This is a genomic window from Staphylococcus sp. SB1-57 (assembly GCF_017086425.1).
Classification (GTDB): Bacteria; Bacillota; Bacilli; order Staphylococcales; family Staphylococcaceae; genus Staphylococcus; species Staphylococcus warneri_A.
This window is the reverse complement of record NZ_CP070964.1, coordinates 1,419,929-1,445,530: the sequence shown is the minus strand read 5'-3', so window position 1 is coordinate 1,445,530 and position 25,602 is coordinate 1,419,929. Positions and strand designations below refer to the sequence as shown.

The window sequence follows — 25,602 nt, the reverse complement described above, 5'->3', positions numbered from 1 at the left end:
CCAAAACTACCAATAAATACTAAAGTTACGATAATTGTTATTAAAATCTTAGCTCATGTTTTCCAATATGTATATTTCTACGTTAAAAATAGAACAACTGGTCAAATAAATATTAAAGATAAAATAATAAACCATGCGTTTTTATACCATTTTGTTGATTCTTGATGCATTTATATACCTCCATAAATTTATAGTTATTTCAAAAGTATTTCTTTCTTTTGATTAAATTCTTCTTCTGTGATGGCGTTCATATCTAGTAATTCTTTCAACAATTTTATTTGCAAAAGTTTTTCTGTTTCAGGATTTTTACTTTCAATTTCAGATGTTTTATTATTCATCATTTTATTAACGTATTTAATAAAATCTTTCACATTATTGTCATTGATAAAACTCATTTTCACTTTATTACCACTAGAATAAAATGTGATAACATGACCAGTGAATTTTTTACTTAGTTCAAAAGTGGAAATTTTATCATAATCAAAGTTTTCATAGTCATATCCACTTAATCTTTTAGCATAAAATATAACTCTATATTCAGTAGCAACTAACACTCCATTTTTGACTGTATCACTACCTAGCATACTTGTTTCATATAATCCTGAAATAGCCTGTACAATTGTTTCATCTTCATGCAAAATTGTATTTTCAACTAAATTTAAATTTTTAACTTTACTTGCCAATTAGCTCACTCCTTGTTTTATTGTTTTAAAATTGGAATTAGAAAATGTATATTTTTAAAAATGGAATCGTGGGGGAATAAATACTTATAGTAGGTTAAATTTAGTAGTATAAAATTAAAATCAAATTTTAAATATGGGTTAGATCATCTGAAATACATGATCAATATTAGAAAGAAATGCTTTCAGTTTGTCATAAGGAATTAGGAAAGCGATATCATTTTTTATTTGAATACATTTTAATATTATATGTATTATTGGAAAAAAACGAAAATTTGTACTAATTTTATTGCTAAGTGAATTCAAATTCTTAATTTAGAACCGACTACACTTAATTTAACCAAAGTTCTACTTATTAAAGTTGTCCAATTAAGTGTAGAAAGTCTAAATTGAATTATTAATATAGTTATGACACTTTATTGCATAATAATTAGTTTAATGAAACCTTCTCTTTTTCTGTTCCAAATAAACCTGATTGTACTTGTAGCATTAGATTATTTTGTGTAATAACATTTTGATTTACATCAAAAACTATTTTAGCTTGCTTTTTACTTTCTGGGTTGATTTTTTCTCCAAAGAATCCTAAATTATCAGGGGAAATAGCTTGATTGGCAGATAAACTCGCACTACCATCAGCTTGGAATTGCTTACTACCATTAATTAATTTAAAAAATGAATCAGAAATGTTAACAGGTTTATTACTATTGTTTTTCACAGTTACATCTAAGATTAAGTATTCCCCGTTTGCATTTTTTTCAAGTCCTGGTGTTCCAACACTTTTTGCAGTACTTTTATCTAGAATAGTAACTTCAATTTTATCAAATTTTAAGGTGTCTCCAATTTTATAATTTGATTTTTCCAATTTATCAACTGGTTTACTTTTAGTTTCATTGCTAGAGTCTTTATTGTCATTTGATTTACTTTTATTTTTATTATTAGAGTCTTTATTATCATTTTGATCACTTTTCGAAACTTGATTATCACCATTTTTCATATCAGTTTTTTCCTGTGTAAAATTAACGATGATCATGCAAGTAATAATAATAGTTATTAATAATTTTACCCAAAGTTTCCAATTAGCATATTTATACATTAAAAATAAGCCTATTGGAAAAAATATTATTAAAAATAATATTATTATACCTGTTTTTTGGTACCAAGGTGTTTTTTCTTGTTGCATATTATTCAGCTCCTACCTATAAATATAAAAATAATTTATTTAATTAATAAACAAACTATTTGTATAGGAATATAACATATTTGATAATTAATTTCTATATCAATTCTAATAATCGATTTACAATTTCTTCAGTTGTGGCCCAACTTGTCGCAAATCTTACAACTCGATGTTGATCATCATATTTTCCCAAACGGCAAATTTTACTTTTTGTTTTAATTCATTAATTTTATCGTTACTTAAAATGAAGAATTGTTGGTTAGTGGGTGAATCAAAATATAGTCGATATCCTTTTTTAAGGAAACCTTCTTTCATTTTATTGGCCATTTCTATCGCATGGCGGCTAATTTTGAAATATAAATCATCTGTAAATAATTCAAGAAATTGTATGCCGGTTAATCGTCCTTTAGCTAAAAGGTCACCATGATGTTTAATACGTGTCGTAAAATGTTTGGGTTCGTTCTGCTTCGTAAATATAACTGCTTCTCCACATAATGCACCGATTTTAGTTCCACCGATATAAAAAATATCACAGAAATTCGCAACATCTTCAATAGTCATATCTGATTGATCACTCATCAAACCATAACCTAAGCGCGCACCGTCCATAAAAAGGGGGAGATTATGTTTTTGGCAAACGTTAGATAGTGCTTCTAATTCATTTTTTGAATATAATGTACCGTATTCAGTAGGATGGGAAATGTATACCATACCAGGAAAGACCATATGATCACGTTTAAAATCACTATTAAATGTTTCAATATAATCTTCAACACCGTTGGCAGTGATTTTTCCTTCTGATGAAGGGATTGTCAGTACTTTATGTCCACTATATTCGATTGCGCCACCTTCATGTACTGCAACATGACCTGTATCTGCTGAGATAACACCTTCATAGCTTTCTAACATGGAGTTTATCACGACTTGATTTGTTTGCGTACCTCCTACTAAAAAACGAATCGTTGCATCAGGACATTTAATTTTATGTTTAATTTGTTGGATAGCTAGATCCGTAAATTGGTCAAAACCATATCCTGGAGCTTGAATTCGATTTGTTTCAATTAAACGTTGTAAAACTTTTTCATGTGCACCTTCTAAATAGTCATTTTCAAAAGATAACATTTACTTTCCCTCCAATATTACAATGAATTACTTTCCTTAATTAGTTAGATTATTCTGACAACTAAGATGGATGAATATATTATATCTTATTTTAAATATATTTCAAATATATTCCGAGCAATATAATGTCGAAATATATTTAATTCCTTTTGTCGCTTTCGCTATTTATTGAATTATTTTTGGAAAAGCCGTATCATTTAATCAATAAAAAGAAAAGGGGATTAGAATATGGAACAAATTAAATTTAAGACTTTTACAGAAAGTAGTTTAGAAAAATTAGAAAGTACTTTAAATGAATTTTTAAAATCAGAAGAAGGGGCAAATTATCGTTTGTTAAATGTTACAATTAAACAGACTGAAGAACAAAAGTTTCCAAATATTGAGGAAGATTTCACTGCTTTTGTGACTTTAGTCAAAAATGAGTCAAATTAAAAGATAATATGTCGTTAGGAGTATATGTTTATGGAATTAAAGTTTTCTCATGATTTGGGTATGCTTTTTACGATATTACTTGCAATAGGTTTTGTAATTAATGTTGTTTTAGCATTTATTATTATATTTTTGGAGAGAAACCGACGTAGTGCAAGTTCTACATGGGCGTGGTTATTTGTACTATTTGTATTACCTTTAATTGGTTTTATCCTTTATTTATTCTTTGGACGTACAGTGTCTAAACGTAAGTTGGATAAAAATAATGGTAAAGAATTAGATGCCTTTAATGAACTTATTGATAAACAGATTAAGGATTTTGATGAACACAATTATGGTACTGATAACGAATTAGTAGCGAAACACCATGACCTAGTACGAATGTTACTTATGAATCAAGATGGATTTATTACTGAAAATAACCAACTTGATGTTTTTACAGATGGTCATGAATTATATGATCAAATGTTAGAAGATATTCGAAATGCTAAAGATTATATTCATTTAGAATACTTTGGCTTCGAATTGGATGGCTTAGGTAAACGTATCATCAAAGCATTAGAGGAAAAACTGAAAGAAGGTTTAGAAGTCAAATTATTATATGACGATGTCGGTTCTAAAAAAGTTGGAAGAGCTAATTTTAAACACTTTAATGAATTAGGCGGAGAAGTTGAGGCGTTTTTTGCTTCTAAATTACCTATTATCAAATTTAGAATGAACAACCGTAATCACCGTAAAATTGTAGTCATTGATGGACAAGTTGGCTATATAGGTGGCTTCAACGTTGGTGATGATTATCTTGGTTTAGGTAAATTAGGTTATTGGAGAGATACGCATTTTAGAATTGCTGGAGATGCAGTTGATGGTTTACAAACTCGATTTATGATGGACTGGAATTCACAAGCACATAGACCACAATTCGAATATAACGATAGATATTTCCCGAAAAAGCATGTGCAAGATGGACATGTACCTATGCAAATTGTGGCGAGTAGTCCAGCAGAAGATTGGCATCAAATTGAATTTGGTTATACTAAAATGATTATGAAAGCGAAAAAGTCGATTTATATACAAACGCCTTATTTTATTCCAGATAATTCATATATCAATGCTTTGAAAATGGCAGCAGCGACTGGTATTGAGGTACATTTAATGATTCCTTGTAAGCCAGACCACCCATTTGTTTATTGGGCAACATTTGCGAATGCGGCACAATTATTAGAAAGTGGTGTCCATATTTATACATATGAAAATGGATTCCTACATTCTAAAGTATGTTTAATTGATGATGAGGTCGTGTCAGTCGGTTCAGCAAACATGGACTATAGAAGTTTTGAATTAAACTTTGAGGTTAATGCATTTGTATATGATAAAGAGATAGCTAAAAAAATCAAACAAGCTTATAAAGAAGATATTAAAAAGTCAAAAGAATTAACAATAGAAGGCTATAGAAATCGTTCATTAAAAATTAAAATTAAAGAAGATTTAGCTAAACTTATTTCACCAATTTTATAATAAACAAAAAATCTGTCACTAATGGTGGCAGTTTTATTATTTATTATAAGTATATTATGTAAACTATGTGACAAATGTCATATCTAAATTATGACAAACGCTACTATTTTGAGTTATACAAACTTGATATTCTGTATTCAACTCAAAAAAGAGGTGGTATAAATGATAAAAATAAATCATTTAAGTAAACAATTTAACGATGTCAATGTACTTGAAAATATTAACTTAAATATAGAAGATGGTATTTGCACGGCACTCATTGGCAAAAATGGGGCAGGAAAATCAACATTAATCGATATTATTATTGGTAATAAAACAATTGAATTTGGTGAAATTATTGATAAACATAGTTTAATTAATAGAAAACAAATGGCTGTTTTATACCAAAAGACACATTTTCCTAAATTAGTAAAAGTAAAAGAGTTATTTAATTTATATTGTAGTTTATATCAAGAGCATATTTCTAAAGAAGAATTTATGAGTATCACTAACTTTGACGAACAATTGTTAAATCAATGGGCTTCAAAGCTTTCTGGTGGTCAACAAAGAATTTTAGATTTTGCCTTAACAGTTACAGGTAGACCAAAGTTACTTATATTAGATGAGCCAACCACTGCAATGGATATTGAAACGAGAGAACATTTTTGGAAAATAATCAATCGATTTAAAAGTGAAGGTATGACCATCTTATATACCACACATTATATAGAGGAAGTAGAAAGAATGGCTGATCAAATTGCTTTATTAGAAAATGGTCATATTAAAATTAAGGGGGATATAAATAAAATAAAGTCTTTAGAAAAAGCATCTTACATATATATTCCACTTAAATATAAAGATGAAGTTCAAAAACTGGCTGTTAATTTTATATTCAAAAAATTAGAACAAAAGTTCGAAATTAAAACAAAACAAGTCAAGGACATATTAATTGAAATGATGAATCAGAATATTGATTTAAATGAAATTGAAATATATAAATCATCTCTATTAGAAGTGCTATTTAATAAGTCGAATATCAGTGAGGAGGAAATATAATGCTAATGTCTTATTTTACAATCGAATTTAAAGTTCTACTTAGGAAAAGATTATATTTAATTATGTCCATATGTTTACCACTATTTTTTTATCTTTTATTCACTTCTATATTAGATTTGCCTAAATCTGAAAGAATAATATTTTATAAGGAATATATGTATAGTATGGTAGTATTTAGTTGTATGAACTTTTGTTTGATTTCATTTCCTGTTGATATGATTGAAGAAAGAACAAATGGGTGGTTTAAGCATCTTATGACCACACCTCTCAATATAACGTCATATTATTTGGTTAAAGTTAGTAAGACTACTTTTCAGTTTTTATTAGCTATTGTATTAATATTTGTAGTAGCACATTTTTATAATAACGTAAATATGGAAATGATAAAGTGGATAAAATCTGCAGTTATATTATGGATAGGTGCTAGTTTGTTGTTAACATTAGGTTTAATTATTGCTCAATTTAACGATACTCAAAAAGCAAGCAGTATTGCTAACTTAATAGGTATAGGATTAGCGATTTTAGGAGGTTTATGGTTCCCAACTAACACATTTCCTAATTGGTTACAAACTATTTCTAAATTAACACCTACTTATCATCTTAAACATTTGGCTTATCGTTTAAGTAAAGGTGATAGTCTCGATTTTACTTCTTTTGGAATAATATTTTTTATAGCGTGATATTTTTAATTATCGCAATACTGATTAATAAACAGAAAGCAGTGGATTAATATGGCAAATGTATCCGTTTGGACAAAAATTGGAACTAGAATAACTCCTTTAATTTATTTGATTTTTCCGATATTAAACCTTATCGATTACAGTATTGACAGACCCAAATTGGAATATTTACTGATTCTAATCATTTTTGCAATTGATTATATCACAATTGTCTTTTACTATAATCACATGAGTGATAAAACACTATATACACTGTTTCTGATTCACTATATATTATTAGATTATTTTGTTATATGTAAACAACCAATGAATGCATTATTTTTCTTCTTTAGTGCATTTGCTATTCCTTTCATGTTGAAAAAAGGATTTAAGTCTAAATATTTTATTACATTTGTTATTGCGATGATAGTAACACTAGGAATCACTTTTATTTTTATAAATGAAGCAACATTACCTCTATCAATTTATTTTGTGGTCATTTTTTTAATGTGTGTAGGGAATATTTATGCTTTAGAAGAGCGTAAAATGAAAGAAAAACTTACAGAACAGAATAAATACATTAATATTCTAATAGCGGAACAAGAAAGATCACGTATAGGACAAGATTTACATGATACGTTGGGTCACGTTTTTGCAAGTTTAACATTAAAATCAGAGCTAGCTATGAAACTGATTAATCAACAACCAACTAAAGCTAGAGATGAAATAGAATCAATCAATGAACTATCAAAAGACACGTTAAAAAAAGTGAGAAATATAATAGAAAATCTTCAAACGCCTTCATTTCTAGAAGAAGTCAAAGCTGTCTCGACAATTTTAAAAGATGCTCAAATTGATTTTGCTTTTTCTAACACACAAATAGTAGCATCTTTAAATCCAGCTAAACAGGCTTTAGTATCCATGATTTTAAAAGAGGCGATAAATAATATAATTAAACATGCTAATGCAACTGAAGTTAAAATTAATTTAAGTGATTATCAAAATTGCATTATTTTAACTATCCAAGATAACGGTATAGGAATGAATAATAAAGATAAAGAAAAGCTTGGTAGTATTCGGAGTAGAGTAAATTATTTAACCGGAGAACTAAATATTGAAAACCACAATGGAACTAAGCTAACAATCTGTGTACCTAGAGGTGAAATGATGTGATTACAATGATTATAGCTGAAGATCAACATATGCTTAGAAAAGCAATGGTACAACTTATAGAATTAAATGATGATTTGAAGGTATTAGCAGATGTAGGAAATGGTAATGGGGCATTAGAGTTAATAAAAACATATAAACCTGATATTGCAATACTAGATATAGAAATGCCAGGTAAGACAGGTATTGAAGTCTTAGCAGAATCTAAAACTTTAAAATTACAGACCAAAATTATTATTGTTACAACTTTTAAAAGACCAGGATATTTTGAAAAAGCTGTAGCAAATGATGTAGATGCATATGTTTTAAAAGAGCGATCCATAGATGAATTAGTAAATACTATTCAGAAGGTAGTTAAAGGGAAGAAAGAATATAGTGATAGCTTGATGACATCATTAATTACGTACACCAATCCATTAACGCACAAAGAACAAGTTGTCTTACGAGAAATCGGTAATGGATTAAGTAGTAAGGATATTGCAGATAAATTATATTTATCAAATGGAACAATACGTAATTATACCTCATCTATTATTGATAAACTTGAAGCAGAAAATCGTTTTGATGCTTGGAAAATTGCCACAAATAATGGGTGGATATAATTAGCTTGGTTGTTTATCAACATGTTCTGAAAGTAATTTTAAAATTTCAATTGCTTTATAAGTTGGTGTTTCAATGCTTAAAGTATGATCGAATGTATGATTTTGGGGTGTTTTAACTTTATAAGTAATTTCATAGCTATCAATGATGCAATCTATAATTTCCATAATTTCCCCCTCCTAAAAATTTTATTAAATTAATTGTTTTATTAATTTTTATATACCACAAATTTTACAAATTATTCCTCTAATATTCACATAAATGTTACAAAATAAATATTTTTTTGAAATGAAAAAAGGCCATTGAATTTGATTTCAATGGCACGCTTTGTTTATTATTGATATTTCATAAAATTAATTGCTATCGTTTTCTTTTTCCATGAAATTAGTAATTAAATAAACGATAAATCCTACAAAAATCCCTAAAAATAATGCAACTACGGCAGAAACTATAGTTGGGAATTTAAATACAACTTGCATTACAATACCTATTATAACTGCCACAATGACTGCTATAAGTGTGACTCTATTCTCACTAGACATATTGTTAATTCACTCCTATCATTGATTATTATATCATGGTCATGCTTGTTTAAAAATTTTTATTTAGTATTGACGCTATGATTATTATTCATTATGATTAGTCAGGATAAATAAGTAAGAATGGGTGACATCAATGAAATCGAAAAAGTCTTTATCAACACTCGTGTTGGTAATCATAGTTGTTTGTGTATTATTGTTTCAATTTATTAATCATACTGGACCATTTAGTGGATCTAAATCAGAAAATACTAGCACAGAATTAAAAGGAAAGGAAAAAGTCCATATTGATAGGGTAGTTGACGGTGATACATTTGTAGCAAAACAGGGCAACAAAAATATTAAAGTGCGTTTAATTGGTGTTGATACGCCTGAAACAGTTAAACCGAACACACCTGTTCAACCATATGGTAAAGAAGCTTTAAACTATAGTAAGAAAACTTTAACCAATAAAGATGTATATCTTGAATATGATAAAGAAAAAAATGACAGATATGGTAGAACATTAGCATATGTATGGCTAGATAAAGATCATATGTATAATAAAGAACTAATTGAAAAAGGTTTAGCAAGAGAGAAGTACTTTGCGCCAAATGGCAAGTATAGAGATGTATTTAAAAAAGCTCAAAATGAAGCTAAGAAAAACAAAGTTAATATTTGGAGTTAATATGTAATAAAAAGGCCGATACAATTTATGAATATCATTTCATAAATGTATTGGCCTTTTATCATATCAATTTTAATTAAATTGTTGTGTAACTTGTTCAACTTGATCTTTAGTTAGTGGATGTTTAGATAAACTTACTGCATCGCTAATCACTTTTTCAAGTGATGATTTAGTTGAAACTGTGTCTACATATTTGTCGCTTTCTTCAGAACCTTCGATAATATTGACAGTTCCATCATTAAAATAAACCACACCGATACTTTGAATTTTGAAATTAAACTGTGACTCGATTTGGTCTTTTAATGCTTTAGCGTTATTAGCAGCTTGTTGGTATGGATCATAATCATAAAATTCATAAATCACTCGATTATCTTGAAGCATTTCAATGAATGTATAGACACCTTCACGAGTAGTATTGAATTGTTTATGATACTGTTCACTAATATAATGTCCAACTATTTTATCTCTATTTAGAGGTTGTTGGTCTAAATTAATATGCTTATCAGGCACATCAAAATGATAGAAAGTTTTTTGGTTCCAATGTTTAACATCAACATTGATTAAACCGACATCAGTAACAATAATGAAATCAAATGATCTTACATAATCAAATAATGGATGTTTAGTGGCAAGGTTACTCGTTGCTATAATGTTATATACATTTAATTGACCACTTTCCACAAATTGATCTAAGATACCTCGTAAATCACGCTTCGCATTTTTGAATGCATGTGGGCTAATGCCTTTGTTGGTACTTAGCATTTGATTTTTTAAAGAAAGATTTTCCTCACTTAAAGCTGAATTTTTGGCTACGATTTGATTTTTTGCATATTCTTCAGTTTCAACTCTACTTTTTAAATACTGTTGATTCAAGAAAAATGCGATAATCAAAACAATGATGATAATTATTAGAATTATCGATAAAGTTGACATAATTTTCACCCGAATCTATTTAGATTTAAACAGTAATGCATATGTATGATAGTGATATGAAATATTAATTTTTATGAAAAAGAAAATAATATATATAATCAAAATCACACAATTGATAACTCAATATTGATTATAAACTTACATTTAATGATGTTCAATCTATTGTAAGTGAAATTAAGAATAATATTTGAAATTTTAACGTTATAGACACTTTTAATAAATAACCATTGGAGTAACCACCAATTAAGATAAAATAATAAAAATTTATCAAGATATTAAATATAATTTTTACTAATTGTTCACAAATAATCAATTGAAAAAGATGTAGCTAGAAGGTATAATATAGGTTATGAAAGCGTTTACTAAGAAGGTGGTGTACATGTATATGGAAGAACATTCAAATACTCAAACTTTAGTTGAAGCATTAATTCAATCATCATCACAATCTTTCAAATTTCATGGTGTTGTAGCAATGCAGTTATTTTTAAGTGATGACCTTGAACTACCTTCAAAAGTAGATATTTGTGTAGAACGAAAAAAGTTAATAGATGTTGTCAAAGCTATACCTAATTATTTTAATGTTCGCCTTTTTAATAAAGCTGGTGAATGTTCCGATAGTCATAACATGTCATTAAAAGAAATTACACATGCAAATGTTTATGATGAAGAGCGTCAAATTATGGAGATTTTTGTATATGATGTTGTGAATGATGAGTGGATATTTAGGTTGAATTCCCAAATTCGTTTGCCTAAGAATAATATTTATTTCCATTCATTAAATTATGATGTGGATTATATTAAACCGGAAATCGTACTGATGTATGATTTATTAGATAACCAAAACTATCATCAATTCTCGAATTATAAAAAAGTAATTGATTCATTGAGTTACTATCAATTTTTCATTCTTAAACTTGTTGTGGGTGAAAAAAGAATTAAAGAAGCTATTTTAAATAATAAAAAGATATTAGAAGCTTAAAAGCAACTTTCTAAAGGACTAGATTTTGTCCTATTTAGAAAGTTGCTTTTTTAATTAATCTTTTATGCAAACACCATGATAACAGAATTCATATGTTGCTCTTACAGCTTTTTCTGCGTCTTCTAATTTGATACCAAACATCATTGAAATTTCAGATGCCCCTTGGTTAATCATTTTTAAATTAATATTAGATTCTGCAAGTGCATGGGTAATTTTACTGGCAGTACCAATAACTCTATTCATTCCTTCACCAACAATCATTAAAATTGCAAGGTCGTGATCGATACTCAATTCATCAACATCACAATGTCTTTGTATATCGTTTAGTACACGACTTTCTACATCTCTTATTTGGTCAGAGCGCATGACAAGACTGATATTATCTATACCTGAAGGCATATGATCAAATGAAATATTATAATCTTCAAGAACACCTAAAATCTTTCTTGTGAAACCAACTTGTCTGTTCATCAAGTATTTTTTGATATTAATAACAGTAAAATCTTTATCACAACTAATACCACTTATAACATTTTTAGAATTGATTTCCCTATCATGTAAGATAAATGTGCCTTTATCTTCAGGACGGTTTGTATTCTTAATAACAACAGGGATGCGGTCTTTATGTAAAGGTTGTAGCGCCTCATCATGGAATACACTAAAACCAGCGTATGAAAGTTCACGCATTTCTCTATAAGTTATTTCTTCGATAATTTCAGGATTTTTAATAATGTTAGGATTTGCCTTGAATATACCAGATACATCTGTAAAGTTCTCATATAGGGATGCTTTAACACCTCGAGCAATAATAGCACCCGTAATATCTGAGCCACCTCTAGGAAAAGTAACTATAAAATTATGTTTGGAAACGCCAAAGAATCCAGGAATGATTAATTTCTCTTTGTAATCATTTAATTTGAATATTTGTTCATAGGCAGAATCTAAAATTTGAGCTTGTTTAGGTAAATCAGTGACTAAAATACCTGCATCTTTCGGTGAAATATATTTAGTAGGAACACCTTGGCTATTGTTGTAAGTTGCGATAAGTTGTACATTAAAGTCTTCGCCGCATGACACAATAGCATCATAAAGACGTGCAGGTTTATCTTTAAGTTCACGGATATGTTTTTCCAAAGTTTCATCAATTGTAGTAAGAATATCACGGTCCATATCTAATTCTTCAACAATATCTGCATAACGTTGAATAATCTCATGCTTTTTATGTTGATAGTCAATGTTGTTGATGACTTTTTCATATAAACGAATGAGTAAGTCAGTCGTTTTAATATCATCACTTGAACGTTTTCCTGGAGCAGAAACGATAATAATCTTACGTTCTGGATCATCATTAACAATTTTTAATACTTTTTTAATTTGCTTGGCGTTAGAGACTGAACTGCCTCCAAATTTAGCTACTTTTATAATAAAACAACCTTTCTAAAAAATCAGAAAATTTTATTTAGTTTTTCGGTGGAGCGTGGTACTATAAAGTTATATTTTCATTATTGTGAACTTTACAAAAATTAAGAATAATTCTATACTATACCATCATATAGTATTTTTCAACGATACATTTGTTTTTCTCAAGTGAACAAGGAGGTACAGCAACATGAAGGAATTAAATATTGCATTACTTGGCTTAGGTACTGTAGGATCAGGCGTTGTTAAAATTATTGAAGAGAATAGGCAACAAATTAAAGATACGCTCAATAAAGATATTGTTATCAAACATATACTTGTTCGTGACAAATCTAAGAAACGTCCATTAAATATTAGTCAATATCACTTAACTGAAGATGTAAATGAAATTTTAAATGATGACACTATTGATATTGTTGTGGAAGTTATGGGAGGCATTGAACCTACAGTTGATTGGTTACGTAGTGCTTTAAAGAATAAAAAACATGTCATTACTGCGAATAAAGATTTATTAGCAGTACATTTAAAATTACTTGAAGATTTGGCAGAAGCTAACGGTGTTGCTTTAAAATTTGAAGCTAGTGTTGCAGGTGGTATTCCTATTGTGAATGCAATTAATAATGGTTTGAATGCCAATAATATATCTAAATTTATGGGGATTTTAAATGGAACATCAAACTTTATTCTTTCAAAGATGACTCAAGATCAAACAACATTTGAAGATGCACTTGAGGAAGCTAAGCGTCTAGGTTTTGCTGAAGCTGATCCAACAGACGATGTAGATGGTGTAGACGCCGCTAGAAAAGTAGTAATTACGTCTTATCTATCATTTAACCAAGTGATTAAACTTAATGATGTTCAATTGACAGGTATTAGAAATACGACATTAAGTGATATCAATGCGGCAAAGGCACTAGGATATAAAATTAAATTGATTGGTAAGGGAACTTATAATAATGGAAAGGTTAATGCATCCGTAGAACCTACTTTGATCGATGAAAAGCATCAACTTGCGGCAGTTGAAAATGAGTATAATGCCATTTATGTCATTGGTGATGCTGTAGGCGATACAATGTTTTATGGTAAAGGTGCAGGTAGTTTAGCTACAGGCAGTGCTGTAGTGAGTGATTTACTGAATGTTGCTTTATTCTTTGAATCAAATTTACATACGCTACCACCTCATTTTGAATTGAAAACTGAAGAGACAAGAGAAATGATGGATAATGAAGAAGCTGTTCTTGTTCAAGAAAAGTTAAACTTTTATGTAGTGCTTAAATCTCAAGCACAGTCTGAAGAAAAGTTAGAAAAAGAGCTTAAATCACATTTACCATTCCATAAATCATTAAAGGTAACTAAGCGTGACGCAGATACGTATGCAATAGTAATTTTAGGATTAGATCAATCACCTGAACAATTATTAAATGATGCAGGATTTGATGTTAATAAAGTTTATCCAGTAGAAGGGGTTTAATACTTATGAAAAGATGGCAAGGTTTAGTTAGAGAATTTGAAACATATTTACCTGTAAATGATCAAACACCTCAATTAACGTTGAATGAAGGTAATACACCGTTAATTTATTGTGCAAATATGTCGGAAATGCTTGGAATTGAATTATACGTGAAATATGAAGGGGCGAACCCAACAGGTTCTTTTAAAGATAGAGGCATGGTTATGGCTGTAACTAAAGCAAAAGAACAAGGTAAAAAAATTGTTATTTGTGCGTCAACAGGGAATACGTCAGCATCTGCAGCGGCATATGCAGCGAGAGCAGGATTAAAAGCAATAGTAGTTATTCCTGAAGGTAAAATTGCTTTAGGTAAATTATCACAAGCAGTAATGTATGGTGCGGAAATCGTATCTATCGAAGGAAATTTTGATGAAGCTTTAGAAATAGTAAAAGAAATTGCTAAAAATGGCGATATTGAATTGGTGAACTCTGTTAATCCATTTAGAATAGAAGGGCAGAAAACGGGTGCCTTTGAGTTAGTAGAACAACTTGACGGAGAAGCGCCAGATATTTTGGCGATTCCAGTTGGGAATGCAGGTAACATAACTGCATATTGGAAAGGTTTCAAGGAATATCATGAGAAAAAAGGTAGTCAACTACCACAATTATTTGGTTTCCAAGCAGAAGGCGCGTCACCAATCGTTCAAAATAAGGTCATTAAAAATCCAGAAACAGTCGCTACTGCTATTCGTATTGGAAATCCTGCGAGTTGGGAGAAAGCGACTAATGCACTAAACGAATCAAATGGCTTAATTGATAGTGTGACAGATGAAGAAATCTTAGAAGCTTATCAAATGATGACATCTAAGGAAGGGGTATTCAGTGAACCTGCTAGTAATGCCTCAATTGCAGGTTTAATTAAATTAAAACGTGCTGGTCGCTTACCACAAGGCAAAAAAGTTGTAGCTGTTTTAACAGGAAACGGTTTGAAAGATCCAGACACAGCTATTTCTTTACTAGACAACCCAATTCAACCACTTCCTAATGATAAAGAAAGCATCATTCAGTATATTAAAGGAGCTTTATAATATGGAAGCTATGTTAAAGTTGAAAATTCCCGCTTCAACTGCAAATTTAGGTGTTGGATTTGATTCAATTGGTATGGCATTAAATAAATATCTTCATATGAACGTCAAAGCAATTCAAGGTGATAATTGGGAATTTAACTACTTTAATGAAGAATTAGAGTGTTTACCAAAGGATAAGTCCAATTATATTTATCAGGTCGCTCAAAAAGTTGCTAATAAATATGATGTAGAGTTACCAGCGTTAAGTATCGATATGAGAAGTGATATACCTTTAGCAAGAGGTTTAGGTTCTTCAGCTTCAGCGTTAGTAGGTGCACTCTATATTGCTAACTATTTCGGAAATATTCAATTATCTCAGTATGAATTACTTCAACTTGCAACTGAGTTTGAAGGTCATCCTGATAATGTAGCGCCTACTATATATGGTGGATTAATTTCTGGTTATTATAATCCAGATACTAAAGTGACAGATGTTGCACGTATTGATGTACCTAAAGTAGATATCATACTAACAATACCACCTTATGAACTTAAAACTGAAGATTCTCGTCAAGCATTACCAAATACTTTTTCACATTCTAATGCAGTAAGAAATAGTGCAATCAGTAATACAATGATCTGTGCATTAATACAACACAAATATGAATTAGCTGGAAAAATGATGGAACAAGATGGTTTTCATGAACCCTATCGTCAACATTTAATTCCAGAATTTGCAACAATTAGACAAATTTCTAAAGCACACAATGCATATGCAACTGTCATTAGTGGTGCGGGACCAACAGTATTAACGATGAGTCCACGTGAACATAGTGGTGAAATAGTAAGAACTTTAAAGAAAGACATGTCACATTGTATCTCAGAATTAGTGACTATCAATGAAGTTGGTGTCATTGAAGAAGTAGTGTACCAGTGAGCTTGTTTTGATGTAAAATATAGATAAGTCATTGAAAGGAGATTCGAAATAACATGAGTAAATATAAAGTAATCGTAATGGATATGGATGACACACTAATGAATAGTGAGAATCAAGTATCTCCAGAAACACAATCTTATCTTATTGATATTCAAGACAAAGGATATAAAGTTGTTTTAGCTTCAGGAAGACCAACTGAAGGGATGTTACCTTTAGCAAGAACATTGAAATTAAATGAACATGAAAGTTATATTATTAGTTATAACGGTGGTAAAACAATTAATATGACTACAGAACAAGTAGAAGTAAGTCAAAGCGTATCTAAAGAAAATTTTGACGCGATTGTAGATTATTGCCGTGAAAAAGGCTTTTTAGTATTAACTTATGACGAAGGTTATATTATTTATGATGGCGATCATGAATACATGAATATTGAATCAGAATTAACTGGTCTACCGATGAAACGTGTGGAAGATATTAAATCTTATATTACACATAGTGTGCCAAAAGTTATGGGCGTCGATTATGTAGGTAATATTACTGAAGCGCGTATCGACTTGAATGGTTTCTTTAATGAGGACATTGATGTTACTACAAGTAAGCCCTTCTTTTTAGAGTTTATGGCAAGAGATGTTTCAAAAGGTAATGCTATTACAGCATTATGTAAAAAACTAGATATTTCACTTGAAGAAGTGGTTGCATTTGGTGATAGTTTAAATGATCAATCCATGTTAGAGGTTGTTGGTCATGCCGTAGCTATGGGTAATGCAAGTGACGAATTAAAAAATATTGCGGATGAAGTAACTTTAGATAATAATTCTAATGGCATTCCACATGCTTTAAAACGTCTTTTATAATTAAATAGACCTAGGTATCTTGATGGTAACGCGATAACATATTTACTAACATGTTATCGATGTATACCAAGGACAAGTTACCTAAGTCTTTTTTTAGATTATTTTGCTGTGTGTGTCCAATCATTTTTGCCTTTATAGCGCTTAACATGTGCATAAACTTGATCCGCAGCATAATCAAGGTTTGTATAAACAGTTATAGTAAATGCTGATTGGTTTTCTTGAAACTTTTCTTCTAAAAATACTTCTTTAAGATGTGTAAATAAGTTGTTCATTTGGTCGTGATTCAAACTTGGATATTCTCGCAATGTATTCTTAACGAGTTGACCATTTTTTTCTTCTAAAGATTGCACGACAATAACAAAACGTTCGTCACTTTTAATCACATCATCGAACAAATTTGTTTGACCAATCATTGAAACCACCTCATAAGCCATTTTTCTTAACTTTATTATACATGATATTTTGTTTGCAGAAAATAAACTTTAATTATAAAACAATAGTAATTTATTAATTGTTGCGCGTTCATTTTGACAAAATAAAATACACCTTTCAATTAAAATTAGTTAAACAAATCAATTGAAAGGTGTAATGAATATTAATCATTTTAATGACTTTTAATTATTTTTGAAAATATGAGAACTTAAATCCATTTCTTCAAGTTTGACAAACTTCGTTTTCTTAATCATTTTATGAACAAAGAAGATAATTGCTAGGATTAGAATAGGTGCAAAGTTTCTAATCACACTAATCCAATCACCAGAAGCAATGCTTCCGAAAGAACTACCAAATAATAAGAATAATAATGTAGCAATTACAACTATAGGACCGAATGGATAAAACGGTGCTTTATATGGTAATAATTCATTAGCATCTTTACCTTGTTTTTTAATAGCACGACGCACTCTTATTTGTGCCCAAATACTAGAGCCCCAAACAATGATGACCATCGAACCAATAATGTTTAATAAATTAAATACAGCATTAGAATTAAAATTAGCATATATTACTACAGCTACTACTAATAAATAAGTTATTAGAATAGATCTAATCGGTAATTTAGTAGCTTTATTTAATTTGTTGAAAAATTGTGGTGCTTGTTTATCAACACTTAGTGAATAAAGCATTCTGCTTGTTGTATAAATACCTGAGTTTGCAGCTGATAATAATGAAGTTAAAATAACTGCATTAATGACTGAAGCAGCAAAAGCAATACCTATACGGTCAAATACGATTGTAAATGGACTTTGAGTAACAGATTGACTTTCATTTAATAGTAATGGATCAGTATATGGGATTATTGCAGCGATAACTGCTATAGATAATACATAGAATAATAAAATTCTCCAAAATACTTGTTTAATCGCTCTAGGCATTGATTTACTTGGATCACTTGATTCTCCAGCTGTGACTGCAACAACTTCTGTACCACCTACAGAAAAGCCAGCAACTAATAAAACACTTAAGATACCTGAGATACCACCTACAAAAGGTGCTTCTCCTTTAGTATAATTTTCAAATCCATAAGAATGTCCACCTAAAATACCAAAAATCATCAAAATACCAAAAACTATAAATACAATAATTGTGACTACTTTAATTAGTGATAACCAAAACTCTGTTTCACCAAATGCTTTTACTGAGAAGATATTTAGTAGTAAAAGTAACGTAATAAATATCAAGCTCCAAGCTAAGGGACTAAAGAAATTAAAAGCATCCCAAAACTTTAACACATTTGCTGCAACAATAACGTCTACACTTGTTACAAGGGTCCACATTCCCCAATATAACCAGCCCATGGTAAAACCTAATGACGGATCAACAAATCGTGTAGAGTAAGAACTAAATGAACCAGATACTGGATAGAAAGTAGCTAATTCACCAATAGACGCCATTAAAAAATAAAGCATGATACCAATTAACAGGTAAGCAAGAATAGCGCCGCCAGGTCCAGCTTCGGAAATGACACTACCTGTGGCCACAAACAAACCAGTTCCGATTGCACCACCTATAGCAATCATGGTTATGTGTCTGGAGGTTAAACCTCTCTTCATATTATTATCTTCCATATACTGTCTCCCATCTATTTTAAATATATCCATCATTTTAATTCTTTTATACTTACTATTCAATAGTAATTTAGCACTTTAAAGCAAAATATTCAAATTTTCTGATAATTATCTAAGAAAAGGCGTTTAAGTATCATTCATTTAGGGGATACTTTATAATGGATACTATATTATAATAATTCTAATTTAAGTGGAGGGGAATTTAATGTCTAAACAAGACGGCAAGTTAACAGGTTTATTCGGCGCACCCGTGTCTGATAGAGAAAATAGTATGACAGCAGGTCCAAGAGGTCCACTTTTAATGCAGGATATTTACTTCTTAGAGCAAATGTCACATTTTGATCGTGAAGTGATTCCTGAAAGACGTATGCATGCTAAAGGTTCTGGTGCATTTGGAACATTTACAGTCACTAACGATATTACACAATATACAAGTGCTAAAATGTTTTCCGAAGTAGGTAAACAAACTGAAATGTTCGCAAGATTTTCTACTGTATCTGGTGAAAGAGGTGCAGCAGATGCTGAGAGAGACATTCGTGGATTTGCTTTGAAATTCTATACTGAAGACGGAAACTGGGATTTAGTTGGTAATAATACGCCTGTATTCTTCTTTAGAGACCCTAAATTATTCGTAAGTTTAAATAGAGCAGTTAAAAGAGACCCAAGAACAAATATGAGAAGTGCACAAAATAACTGGGATTTCTGGACAGGATTGCCAGAAGCATTACATCAAGTGACAATTTTAATGTCTGATAGAGGTATTCCAAAAGATTTACGACATATGCATGGATTCGGTTCACACACATATTCTATGTACAATGATAAAGGTGAACGCGTATGGGTTAAATATCATTTTAGAACACAACAAGGCATTGAAAATTTAACAGATGAAGAAGCGGCTAACGTGATTGCTACGGATCGTGATTCATCACAACGTGATTTATATAATGCGATTGAAAATGGCGATTATCCTAAATGGAAAATGTATATTCAAGTAATGACAGAAGAACAAGCAAGAAATCATAAAGATAACCCATTTGATTTAACAAAAGTTTGGTACCATGGTGATTATCCATTAATTGAAGTTGGAGAATTTGAATTAAACCGCAATCCTAATAACTACTTCCAAGATGTTGAACAAGCTGCTTTTGCACCTACAAACATCGTTCCAGGTCTAGACTATTCACCAGACAAAATGTTACAAGGTCGTTTATTCTCTTATGGTGATGCTCAACGTTATAGATTAGGAGTTAACCATTGGCAAATACCAGTTAACCAACCTAAAGGTGTAGGTATTGAAAATTTATGTCCATTTAGTCGTGATGGACAAATGCGTATATTAGATGATAACCAAGGTGGCGGACCTCATTATTATCCAAATAATCAAGGTGTGTATGATTCTCAACCAGAATTTAAAAAGCCACCATTCCCAGCTGATGGTGATGGTTATGAATATAACCAACGTCAAGATGATGATAACTACTTTGAACAACCAGGTAAGTTATTTAGATTACAATCAGATGAAGCCAAAGAGAGACTCTTTACTAATACAGCAAATGCGATGGATGGTGTGACTGAGGATGTTAAACGACGTCATATTCGTCATTGTTATAAAGCAGATCCAGATTATGGTAAAGGTGTTGCTAAAGCATTAGGTATTGATATTAATTCAATCGATTTAGAAGGTGAGCAAGACGAAACTTATGAGAATTTTAAAAATTAAAAGTTAAGATTGCGCACTGAAGATTTATATGATAGAATTTTAAATCGTAAGTATTCCTAACTAGAAAGGGTGTTGAACGTGCGCGTAAATATCACATTAGCATGCACAGAATGTGGCGATCGTAACTATATCACTACTAAAAATAAAAGAAATAATCCTGAGCGTATTGAAATGAAAAAATATTGCCCAAGATTAAACAAATATACGTTACATCGTGAAACTAAATAATCACTTATCTTTCAAATACGACAATTTGAAATGCGAAAAGATCTTTTTCTTAATCGAAAAAGGTCTTTTTTTAATAAAGAAAGTCAACAATTTACTTAGCTAAGGAAATTTCAAGGTTGCAAAAATCAAAATACGTGTTATTATATAAAACGTAATAATTACGATTAGTAAAAAGAGAGGTAATAAGAATGGCTAAGAAATCAAAAATCGCAAAAGAACAAAAAAGACAAGAATTAGTAGATAAATATTTTGAATTACGAAAAGAACTTAAAGCTAAAGGTGATTATGAAGCTTTAAGAAAATTACCACGTGATTCATCACCTACACGTTTAACGCGTATATGTAAAGTGACTGGACGTCCAAGAGGTGTATTGAGAAAATTTGAAATGTCACGTATCGCATTTAGAGAACATGCTCATAAAGGACAAATACCAGGTGTGAAAAAATCAAGTTGGTAAAACTCGTACTAAAGTCCATTTACAAGAACAATAAAACAATGTAAAGTAAGTAAGGATAATATTTTTCTGAATAAAGCAACTGATTTTGTTTTGATTATTCGGATTTTAGCTATTTATCCCAAAATATATTGTTTTTATAAAGGGGCTTTTAGATTAATATGAAAATATTTGATTATGAAGACATACAACTAATACCAAACAAATGTATTGTTGAAAGTAGATCTGAATGTGATACATCAATTCAATTTGGTCCACGTTCATTTAAACTTCCAGTTGTACCAGCTAACATGCAAACGGTTATGAATGAAGATTTAGCACAATGGTTTGCAGAAAATGACTATTTTTATATCATGCATCGATTTAATGAAGCAGCTAGAATTCCGTTTATCAAAAAAATGCAAAGTAATCATTTATTTGCATCTATTTCAGTTGGTGTAAAAAAAACCGAGTTTGAATTTATTGAACAACTCGCAAATGAAGAAATAACACCTGAATATATTACAATCGATATTGCACATGGACATTCTGATTCTGTCATTAATATGATTAAGCATATTAAATCATATTTACCTAATTCATTTGTTATTGCAGGTAATGTAGGAACACCAGAAGGCGTTAGAGAATTGGAAAATGCCGGTGCTGATGCAACGAAGGTAGGTATCGGACCTGGTCGAGTTTGTATAACTAAAATTAAGACAGGATTTGGTACAGGTGGTTGGCAATTAGCTGCACTTAATTTATGTAGTAAAGCAGCTCGAAAGCCATTGATTGCTGATGGTGGTATACGAACTCACGGTGATATTGCTAAATCAATCCGTTTCGGGGCTTCAATGGTTATGATTGGTTCATTGTTTGCAGCACACGAAGAATCACCGGGAGAAACAGTTGAACTCGAAGGTAAACGCTATAAAGAATATTTTGGTAGTGCTTCCGAATTCCAAAAGGGCGAACATAAAAACGTTGAAGGCAAAAAGATGTTTGTAGAACATAAGGGATCATTGAAAGATACTTTAAAAGAAATGCAACAAGATTTACAAAGCTCTATTTCTTATGCGGGTGGAAAAGATTTAAAATCACTTCGCACAGTAGATTATGTGATTGTTAGAAATTCAATCTTTAACGGAGATAGAGACTAAGTATCTTATGGTAGGTGACTACAATTAAAAAGTTTCTCGTATTTTTTGTCGCATGTTTATGTTTAGTGATTTTTCTGCCACTGAATGAGTTAAAGCCACTTGAAAAACTTCAAATAGAAGTTAGGCAACAGATAGATCATTGGGCATTTGGAGATTCTAATGAAGAAGATATAAGTTTGGATGTTCCAAATAAACAAGAGTTTGCTATTAATAATGTTCAAATGAATATGTCAAAAAAAGAAGTAGAAGATAAATTAGGTAAAGAAAAGCGCATCACTTCTAATGAATATGGTACCAACTGGTATACGTATTACGATGATGATTATAACCAATTTGTCATGATTAGTTATATTAAAGATAGAGTAAACGGTATGTATACTAATCAAAACTTAATTTCTTCTCAGTCTAAAATAAAATATGCGACACCTAAAAACAAGGTGAAAGATCGTTTAGGTAAACCTCTTGATGAGATAAAAAAAGGGAATAAGCGATTCGAAATTAAAAATGATGAATATGATGTATTTCACAAAAAGCATATTTATACTACAGTTTTCTATGATAAACATGAAAAGAATGGTGTCACTGCGTTATATCAAGTAAGTGACGAAATGGAAAATAGGCTTCAAGAGCAATATGGTGCACCTTCTAAATCTTTAGAAAAAAGTTTTGAATTACAGGATTTTGATATCGTTAATGCAGAAAGAAAGCAAAGACAATTATCAACATTAAGTTATTCTAAATCCATTTCTGACACTGCTAGAAAGCATAGCCAAGATATGGTAGAAAATAGTTATTTTGATCATACTGATTTAAATGGAAAATCGCCATTTGACCGATTGAAAGCAGATCATCATGATTTTAATGCAGCTGGAGAAAATCTAGCCTATGGACAACAAAATAGTATATATGCTCACGAAGGATTAATGAATTCATTAGGGCACAGAAAAAACATACTAAATGATAGCTTTTCAACTTTAGGTGTAGGCGTCGATTTTAATGATCAACGACAACCATATTGGACAGAAAATTATACTGGTTAATCGTTTAAAACAATATATGTTGGGGTACTAATTAGTTGTAAGGAAGTAGATAGAATGTCAACTAAATCAAAACAACAACCTGATATCTTAGAAAAAGTAAAAGAAGTTTTGAATAAGAATCAAAATAAAAAGGATTAGGCTAATGGCCTAATCCTTTTTTTTATAGGGGGTTATGAGGATAAGTTATGATTACATTTCTCTATATAAACCGATTACTTTTCCAACTACTATAACATTATCTAAGTAAATTGGATCCATTGTACTATTTTCTGGTTGTAATCTGTATCGGTTCTTTTCTTTATAAAATCTTTTAACTGTTGCTTCATCATCTTCAGTCATCGCAACAATGATATCGCCATTTTCTGCGATTGTTTGACTACGAACGATGACTTTATCGCCATCAAGAATACCTGCTTCAATCATACTGTCTCCAACAACATTTAAAATAAAGATATCGCTATTATGTGTGGAAGTTAAGTGTTCAGGTAATGGAAAGTATTCTTCAATATTCTCGACTGCAGTAATTGGAATACCGGCTGTTACTTTACCTATTACAGGAACATGAATCGTTTCTTCCATACTAATATTATCGTTTAATTGTTCGCTAACAATTTCAATTGCTCTAGGTTTAGTAGGATCGCGTTTAATATAGCCTTTTTCTTCTAATCTTGATAAATGACCATGAACGGTTGAACTTGAGGCCAATCCTACTGCTTCACCAATTTCGCGAACACTTGGCGGATACCCTTTTGATTGAACAATCTGCTTAATGTAATCATATATTTCGCTTTGTCTTTTCGTTAATTCTCTCATATATAGGCACTCCCTAGTTTTATTTAAGTTTATTATAGCATCTCTATAATCAAATAACAAACGTTTGTTCGTTAAAGTGTTGACATGGAACATCTGTTCTGTTAAATTATAAATACAAACAAACGTTCTAGGAGTGAAATTCATGTTAACAAAACAAACAAAGACATTTTTAACATATATAGCAGTATTTTTAGTATCTTGCCTTATCTTTTTAGTATTCTTCTTAAGTGTTAATCAAAGTGCACATTCAGAACAAACGTACGAAATGACAGATCATGAAATTCATCAGAATGCTAACCAAAATGAACATCAAGTACCTAATAATGATGGGAACAGCGAACATAAATCTGGGTCTATGTTCGCATTAGCCCACTAAGATAGATTAAATAAAGAGAAAGTGAGCGTAACGATTTGGTTATGCTCATTTTTTTTGTTATATTTTATGGAAGGTTTATCAACGCTATATTATTATAAGAATATAAAAATATATGATATAAGGTTAGAAAAATATGATATATATAATTGAACAATAATTGAGATGAAAGTAGGAAGTTGAATGTCTAAAAATGATTTGAATATTGATAGAATTAATGAATTAGCTAAAAAGAAGAAAGAGCAAGGTTTAACTAACGAGGAAGCAAAAGAGCAATCTAAGTTAAGAAAAAAATATCTTGATTCATTTAGAGAGGGATTCAAAAAGCAATTAGAAAATACTAAAGTGATAGATCCAGAAGGTAATGACGTTACTCCTGAAAAATTAAAGAAAATTCAACAGAATAAGAAAGAAAAATAAGCGTGAAATTTTATCATTTTAGATTTATTTTAATAGAAAAACTGAGGGATTTTTCAGATTTTTCTTTATGAATTTATATTAAAATAAGTTATAATTAATTTGAGGTATTA

Annotated in this window: 27 protein-coding genes and 2 pseudogenes; 19 read left to right on the top strand and 10 right to left on the bottom strand. The window is 30.3% G+C overall.

Annotated elements, in window-relative coordinates; translation table 11 throughout:
- Positions 1-194: 194 nt before the first annotated feature.
- From JX000_RS07160 to JX000_RS07150, 3 genes and pseudogenes are all read right to left on the bottom strand, one after another.
- Positions 195-683, bottom strand: coding sequence for a PH domain-containing protein (locus tag JX000_RS07160; protein ID WP_124228339.1), 489 nt, complete (start codon positions 681-683; stop codon positions 195-197).
- A 427-nt stretch (positions 684-1,110) separates the two neighbouring features.
- Entirely contained in the window at positions 1,111-1,860 is a 750-nt protein-coding gene (locus JX000_RS07155; protein ID WP_206140558.1) for a DUF4352 domain-containing protein, read from the bottom strand.
- Between the two features lie 94 nt (positions 1,861-1,954).
- Positions 1,955-2,979 (bottom strand): annotated as a pseudogene (locus JX000_RS07150) (threonine aldolase family protein).
- Between the two features lie 228 nt (positions 2,980-3,207).
- Here JX000_RS07150 and JX000_RS07145 point away from each other — a divergent pair.
- From JX000_RS07145 to JX000_RS07120, 6 genes and pseudogenes are all read left to right on the top strand, one after another.
- Complete coding sequence (locus tag JX000_RS07145) at positions 3,208-3,411, top strand: hypothetical protein (protein WP_002451279.1); 204 nt, start codon at positions 3,208-3,210, stop codon at positions 3,409-3,411.
- A 30-nt stretch (positions 3,412-3,441) separates the two neighbouring features.
- On the top strand, positions 3,442-4,923 hold the full coding sequence (gene cls, locus JX000_RS07140; protein WP_206140557.1) for a cardiolipin synthase: 1,482 nt from the start codon (positions 3,442-3,444) through the stop codon (positions 4,921-4,923).
- Positions 4,924-5,085: 162 nt separating this feature from the next.
- Complete coding sequence (locus JX000_RS07135; protein WP_206140556.1) at positions 5,086-5,958, top strand: ABC transporter ATP-binding protein; 873 nt, start codon at positions 5,086-5,088, stop codon at positions 5,956-5,958.
- Positions 5,958-6,688 (top strand): annotated as a pseudogene (locus JX000_RS07130) (ABC transporter permease). Before JX000_RS07135 ends, JX000_RS07130 begins: the two are co-directional and overlap by 1 nt.
- A gap of 1 nt (position 6,689) precedes the next feature.
- Complete coding sequence (locus JX000_RS07125; protein WP_206140555.1) at positions 6,690-7,790, top strand: sensor histidine kinase; 1,101 nt, start codon at positions 6,690-6,692, stop codon at positions 7,788-7,790.
- Positions 7,787-8,389 (top strand): response regulator transcription factor, encoded by a 603-nt coding sequence (locus JX000_RS07120; protein WP_206140554.1) that lies wholly within the window; start codon positions 7,787-7,789, stop codon positions 8,387-8,389. Before JX000_RS07125 ends, JX000_RS07120 begins: the two co-directional genes overlap by 4 nt.
- Here JX000_RS07120 and JX000_RS07115 read toward each other — a convergent pair whose 3' ends face one another.
- On the bottom strand, positions 8,390-8,554 hold the full coding sequence (locus tag JX000_RS07115; protein ID WP_002451285.1) for a hypothetical protein: 165 nt from the start codon (positions 8,552-8,554) through the stop codon (positions 8,390-8,392).
- A gap of 186 nt (positions 8,555-8,740) precedes the next feature.
- Positions 8,741-8,929 carry a LapA family protein gene (locus tag JX000_RS07110; protein ID WP_206140553.1) on the bottom strand — a complete coding sequence of 63 codons (189 nt, stop codon included), beginning with the start codon at positions 8,927-8,929 and terminating at the stop codon, positions 8,741-8,743.
- Positions 8,930-9,062: 133 nt separating this feature from the next.
- On the opposite strand from JX000_RS07110, the gene nucI reads away from it, so the two are divergent.
- Positions 9,063-9,593, top strand: a complete 531-nt coding sequence (gene nucI, locus JX000_RS07105; RefSeq protein WP_049424818.1) for a thermonuclease NucI — start codon at positions 9,063-9,065, stop codon at positions 9,591-9,593.
- Between the two features lie 72 nt (positions 9,594-9,665).
- Here the strand turns inward: nucI and JX000_RS07100 are convergent, their stop codons facing one another.
- The gene (locus JX000_RS07100) at positions 9,666-10,526 is read right to left on the bottom strand and encodes a hypothetical protein (protein WP_002451288.1); all 861 of its coding nucleotides are present in this window, start codon (positions 10,524-10,526) and stop codon (positions 9,666-9,668) included.
- Positions 10,527-10,905: 379 nt separating this feature from the next.
- Between JX000_RS07100 and JX000_RS07095 the strand changes: the two genes are divergently transcribed.
- Positions 10,906-11,505: a hypothetical protein gene (locus JX000_RS07095; RefSeq protein WP_049424816.1), complete on the top strand. Its 600-nt coding sequence runs from the start codon at positions 10,906-10,908 to the stop codon at positions 11,503-11,505.
- Positions 11,506-11,559: 54 nt separating this feature from the next.
- Here JX000_RS07095 and JX000_RS07090 read toward each other — a convergent pair whose 3' ends face one another.
- On the bottom strand, positions 11,560-12,927 hold the full coding sequence (locus tag JX000_RS07090; RefSeq protein ID WP_206141005.1) for an aspartate kinase: 1,368 nt from the start codon (positions 12,925-12,927) through the stop codon (positions 11,560-11,562).
- Between the two features lie 187 nt (positions 12,928-13,114).
- Here JX000_RS07090 and JX000_RS07085 point away from each other — a divergent pair, with 187 nt between their 5' ends.
- The 4 genes from JX000_RS07085 to JX000_RS07070 are packed head-to-tail and all read left to right on the top strand — an operon-like array spanning position 13,115 to position 17,235.
- Positions 13,115-14,395, top strand: a complete 1,281-nt coding sequence (locus JX000_RS07085) for a homoserine dehydrogenase (protein ID WP_107536129.1) — start codon at positions 13,115-13,117, stop codon at positions 14,393-14,395.
- A 5-nt stretch (positions 14,396-14,400) separates the two neighbouring features.
- Entirely contained in the window at positions 14,401-15,462 is a 1,062-nt protein-coding gene (gene thrC / locus JX000_RS07080) for a threonine synthase (protein ID WP_049424810.1), read from the top strand.
- A 1-nt stretch (position 15,463) separates the two neighbouring features.
- Positions 15,464-16,378, top strand: coding sequence for a homoserine kinase (thrB, locus tag JX000_RS07075; RefSeq protein ID WP_075778836.1), 915 nt, complete (start codon positions 15,464-15,466; stop codon positions 16,376-16,378).
- A 53-nt stretch (positions 16,379-16,431) separates the two neighbouring features.
- Complete coding sequence (locus JX000_RS07070) at positions 16,432-17,235, top strand: Cof-type HAD-IIB family hydrolase (protein WP_206140552.1); 804 nt, start codon at positions 16,432-16,434, stop codon at positions 17,233-17,235.
- Positions 17,236-17,333: 98 nt separating this feature from the next.
- On the opposite strand, the gene JX000_RS07065 is transcribed toward JX000_RS07070, so the two are convergent.
- Complete coding sequence (locus tag JX000_RS07065) at positions 17,334-17,648, bottom strand: hypothetical protein (protein WP_002451295.1); 315 nt, start codon at positions 17,646-17,648, stop codon at positions 17,334-17,336.
- Between the two features lie 201 nt (positions 17,649-17,849).
- Positions 17,850-19,301 carry an amino acid permease gene (locus tag JX000_RS07060; protein ID WP_124224744.1) on the bottom strand — a complete coding sequence of 484 codons (1,452 nt, stop codon included), beginning with the start codon at positions 19,299-19,301 and terminating at the stop codon, positions 17,850-17,852.
- Between the two features lie 205 nt (positions 19,302-19,506).
- On the opposite strand from JX000_RS07060, the gene JX000_RS07055 reads away from it, so the two are divergent.
- The 5 genes from JX000_RS07055 to JX000_RS07035 all read left to right on the top strand — a co-directional run bounded on the left by JX000_RS07055 (position 19,507) and on the right by JX000_RS07035 (position 23,886).
- Positions 19,507-21,024, top strand: a complete 1,518-nt coding sequence (locus JX000_RS07055) for a catalase (protein ID WP_049423774.1) — start codon at positions 19,507-19,509, stop codon at positions 21,022-21,024.
- Between the two features lie 78 nt (positions 21,025-21,102).
- The gene (rpmG, locus tag JX000_RS07050; RefSeq protein WP_001831295.1) at positions 21,103-21,252 is read left to right on the top strand and encodes a 50S ribosomal protein L33; all 150 of its coding nucleotides are present in this window, start codon (positions 21,103-21,105) and stop codon (positions 21,250-21,252) included.
- 188 nt (positions 21,253-21,440) lie between these two features.
- Positions 21,441-21,710 (top strand): 30S ribosomal protein S14, encoded by a 270-nt coding sequence (rpsN, locus tag JX000_RS07045; protein ID WP_206140551.1) that lies wholly within the window; start codon positions 21,441-21,443, stop codon positions 21,708-21,710.
- A gap of 158 nt (positions 21,711-21,868) precedes the next feature.
- Positions 21,869-22,846 carry a GMP reductase gene (guaC, locus tag JX000_RS07040; RefSeq protein WP_002451299.1) on the top strand — a complete coding sequence of 326 codons (978 nt, stop codon included), beginning with the start codon at positions 21,869-21,871 and terminating at the stop codon, positions 22,844-22,846.
- A 14-nt stretch (positions 22,847-22,860) separates the two neighbouring features.
- The gene (locus JX000_RS07035) at positions 22,861-23,886 is read left to right on the top strand and encodes a CAP domain-containing protein (protein ID WP_206140550.1); all 1,026 of its coding nucleotides are present in this window, start codon (positions 22,861-22,863) and stop codon (positions 23,884-23,886) included.
- A gap of 189 nt (positions 23,887-24,075) precedes the next feature.
- Here JX000_RS07035 and lexA read toward each other — a convergent pair whose 3' ends face one another.
- On the bottom strand, positions 24,076-24,699 hold the full coding sequence (gene lexA / locus JX000_RS07030; protein ID WP_002451301.1) for a transcriptional repressor LexA: 624 nt from the start codon (positions 24,697-24,699) through the stop codon (positions 24,076-24,078).
- Between the two features lie 142 nt (positions 24,700-24,841).
- Here lexA and sosA point away from each other — a divergent pair, with 142 nt between their 5' ends.
- Positions 24,842-25,075 (top strand): DNA damage-induced cell division inhibitor SosA, encoded by a 234-nt coding sequence (gene sosA / locus JX000_RS07025; protein ID WP_002451302.1) that lies wholly within the window; start codon positions 24,842-24,844, stop codon positions 25,073-25,075.
- 180 nt (positions 25,076-25,255) lie between these two features.
- Positions 25,256-25,492, top strand: a complete 237-nt coding sequence (locus JX000_RS07020; RefSeq protein WP_002451303.1) for a DUF896 domain-containing protein — start codon at positions 25,256-25,258, stop codon at positions 25,490-25,492.
- Positions 25,493-25,602: the final 110 nt, after the last annotated feature.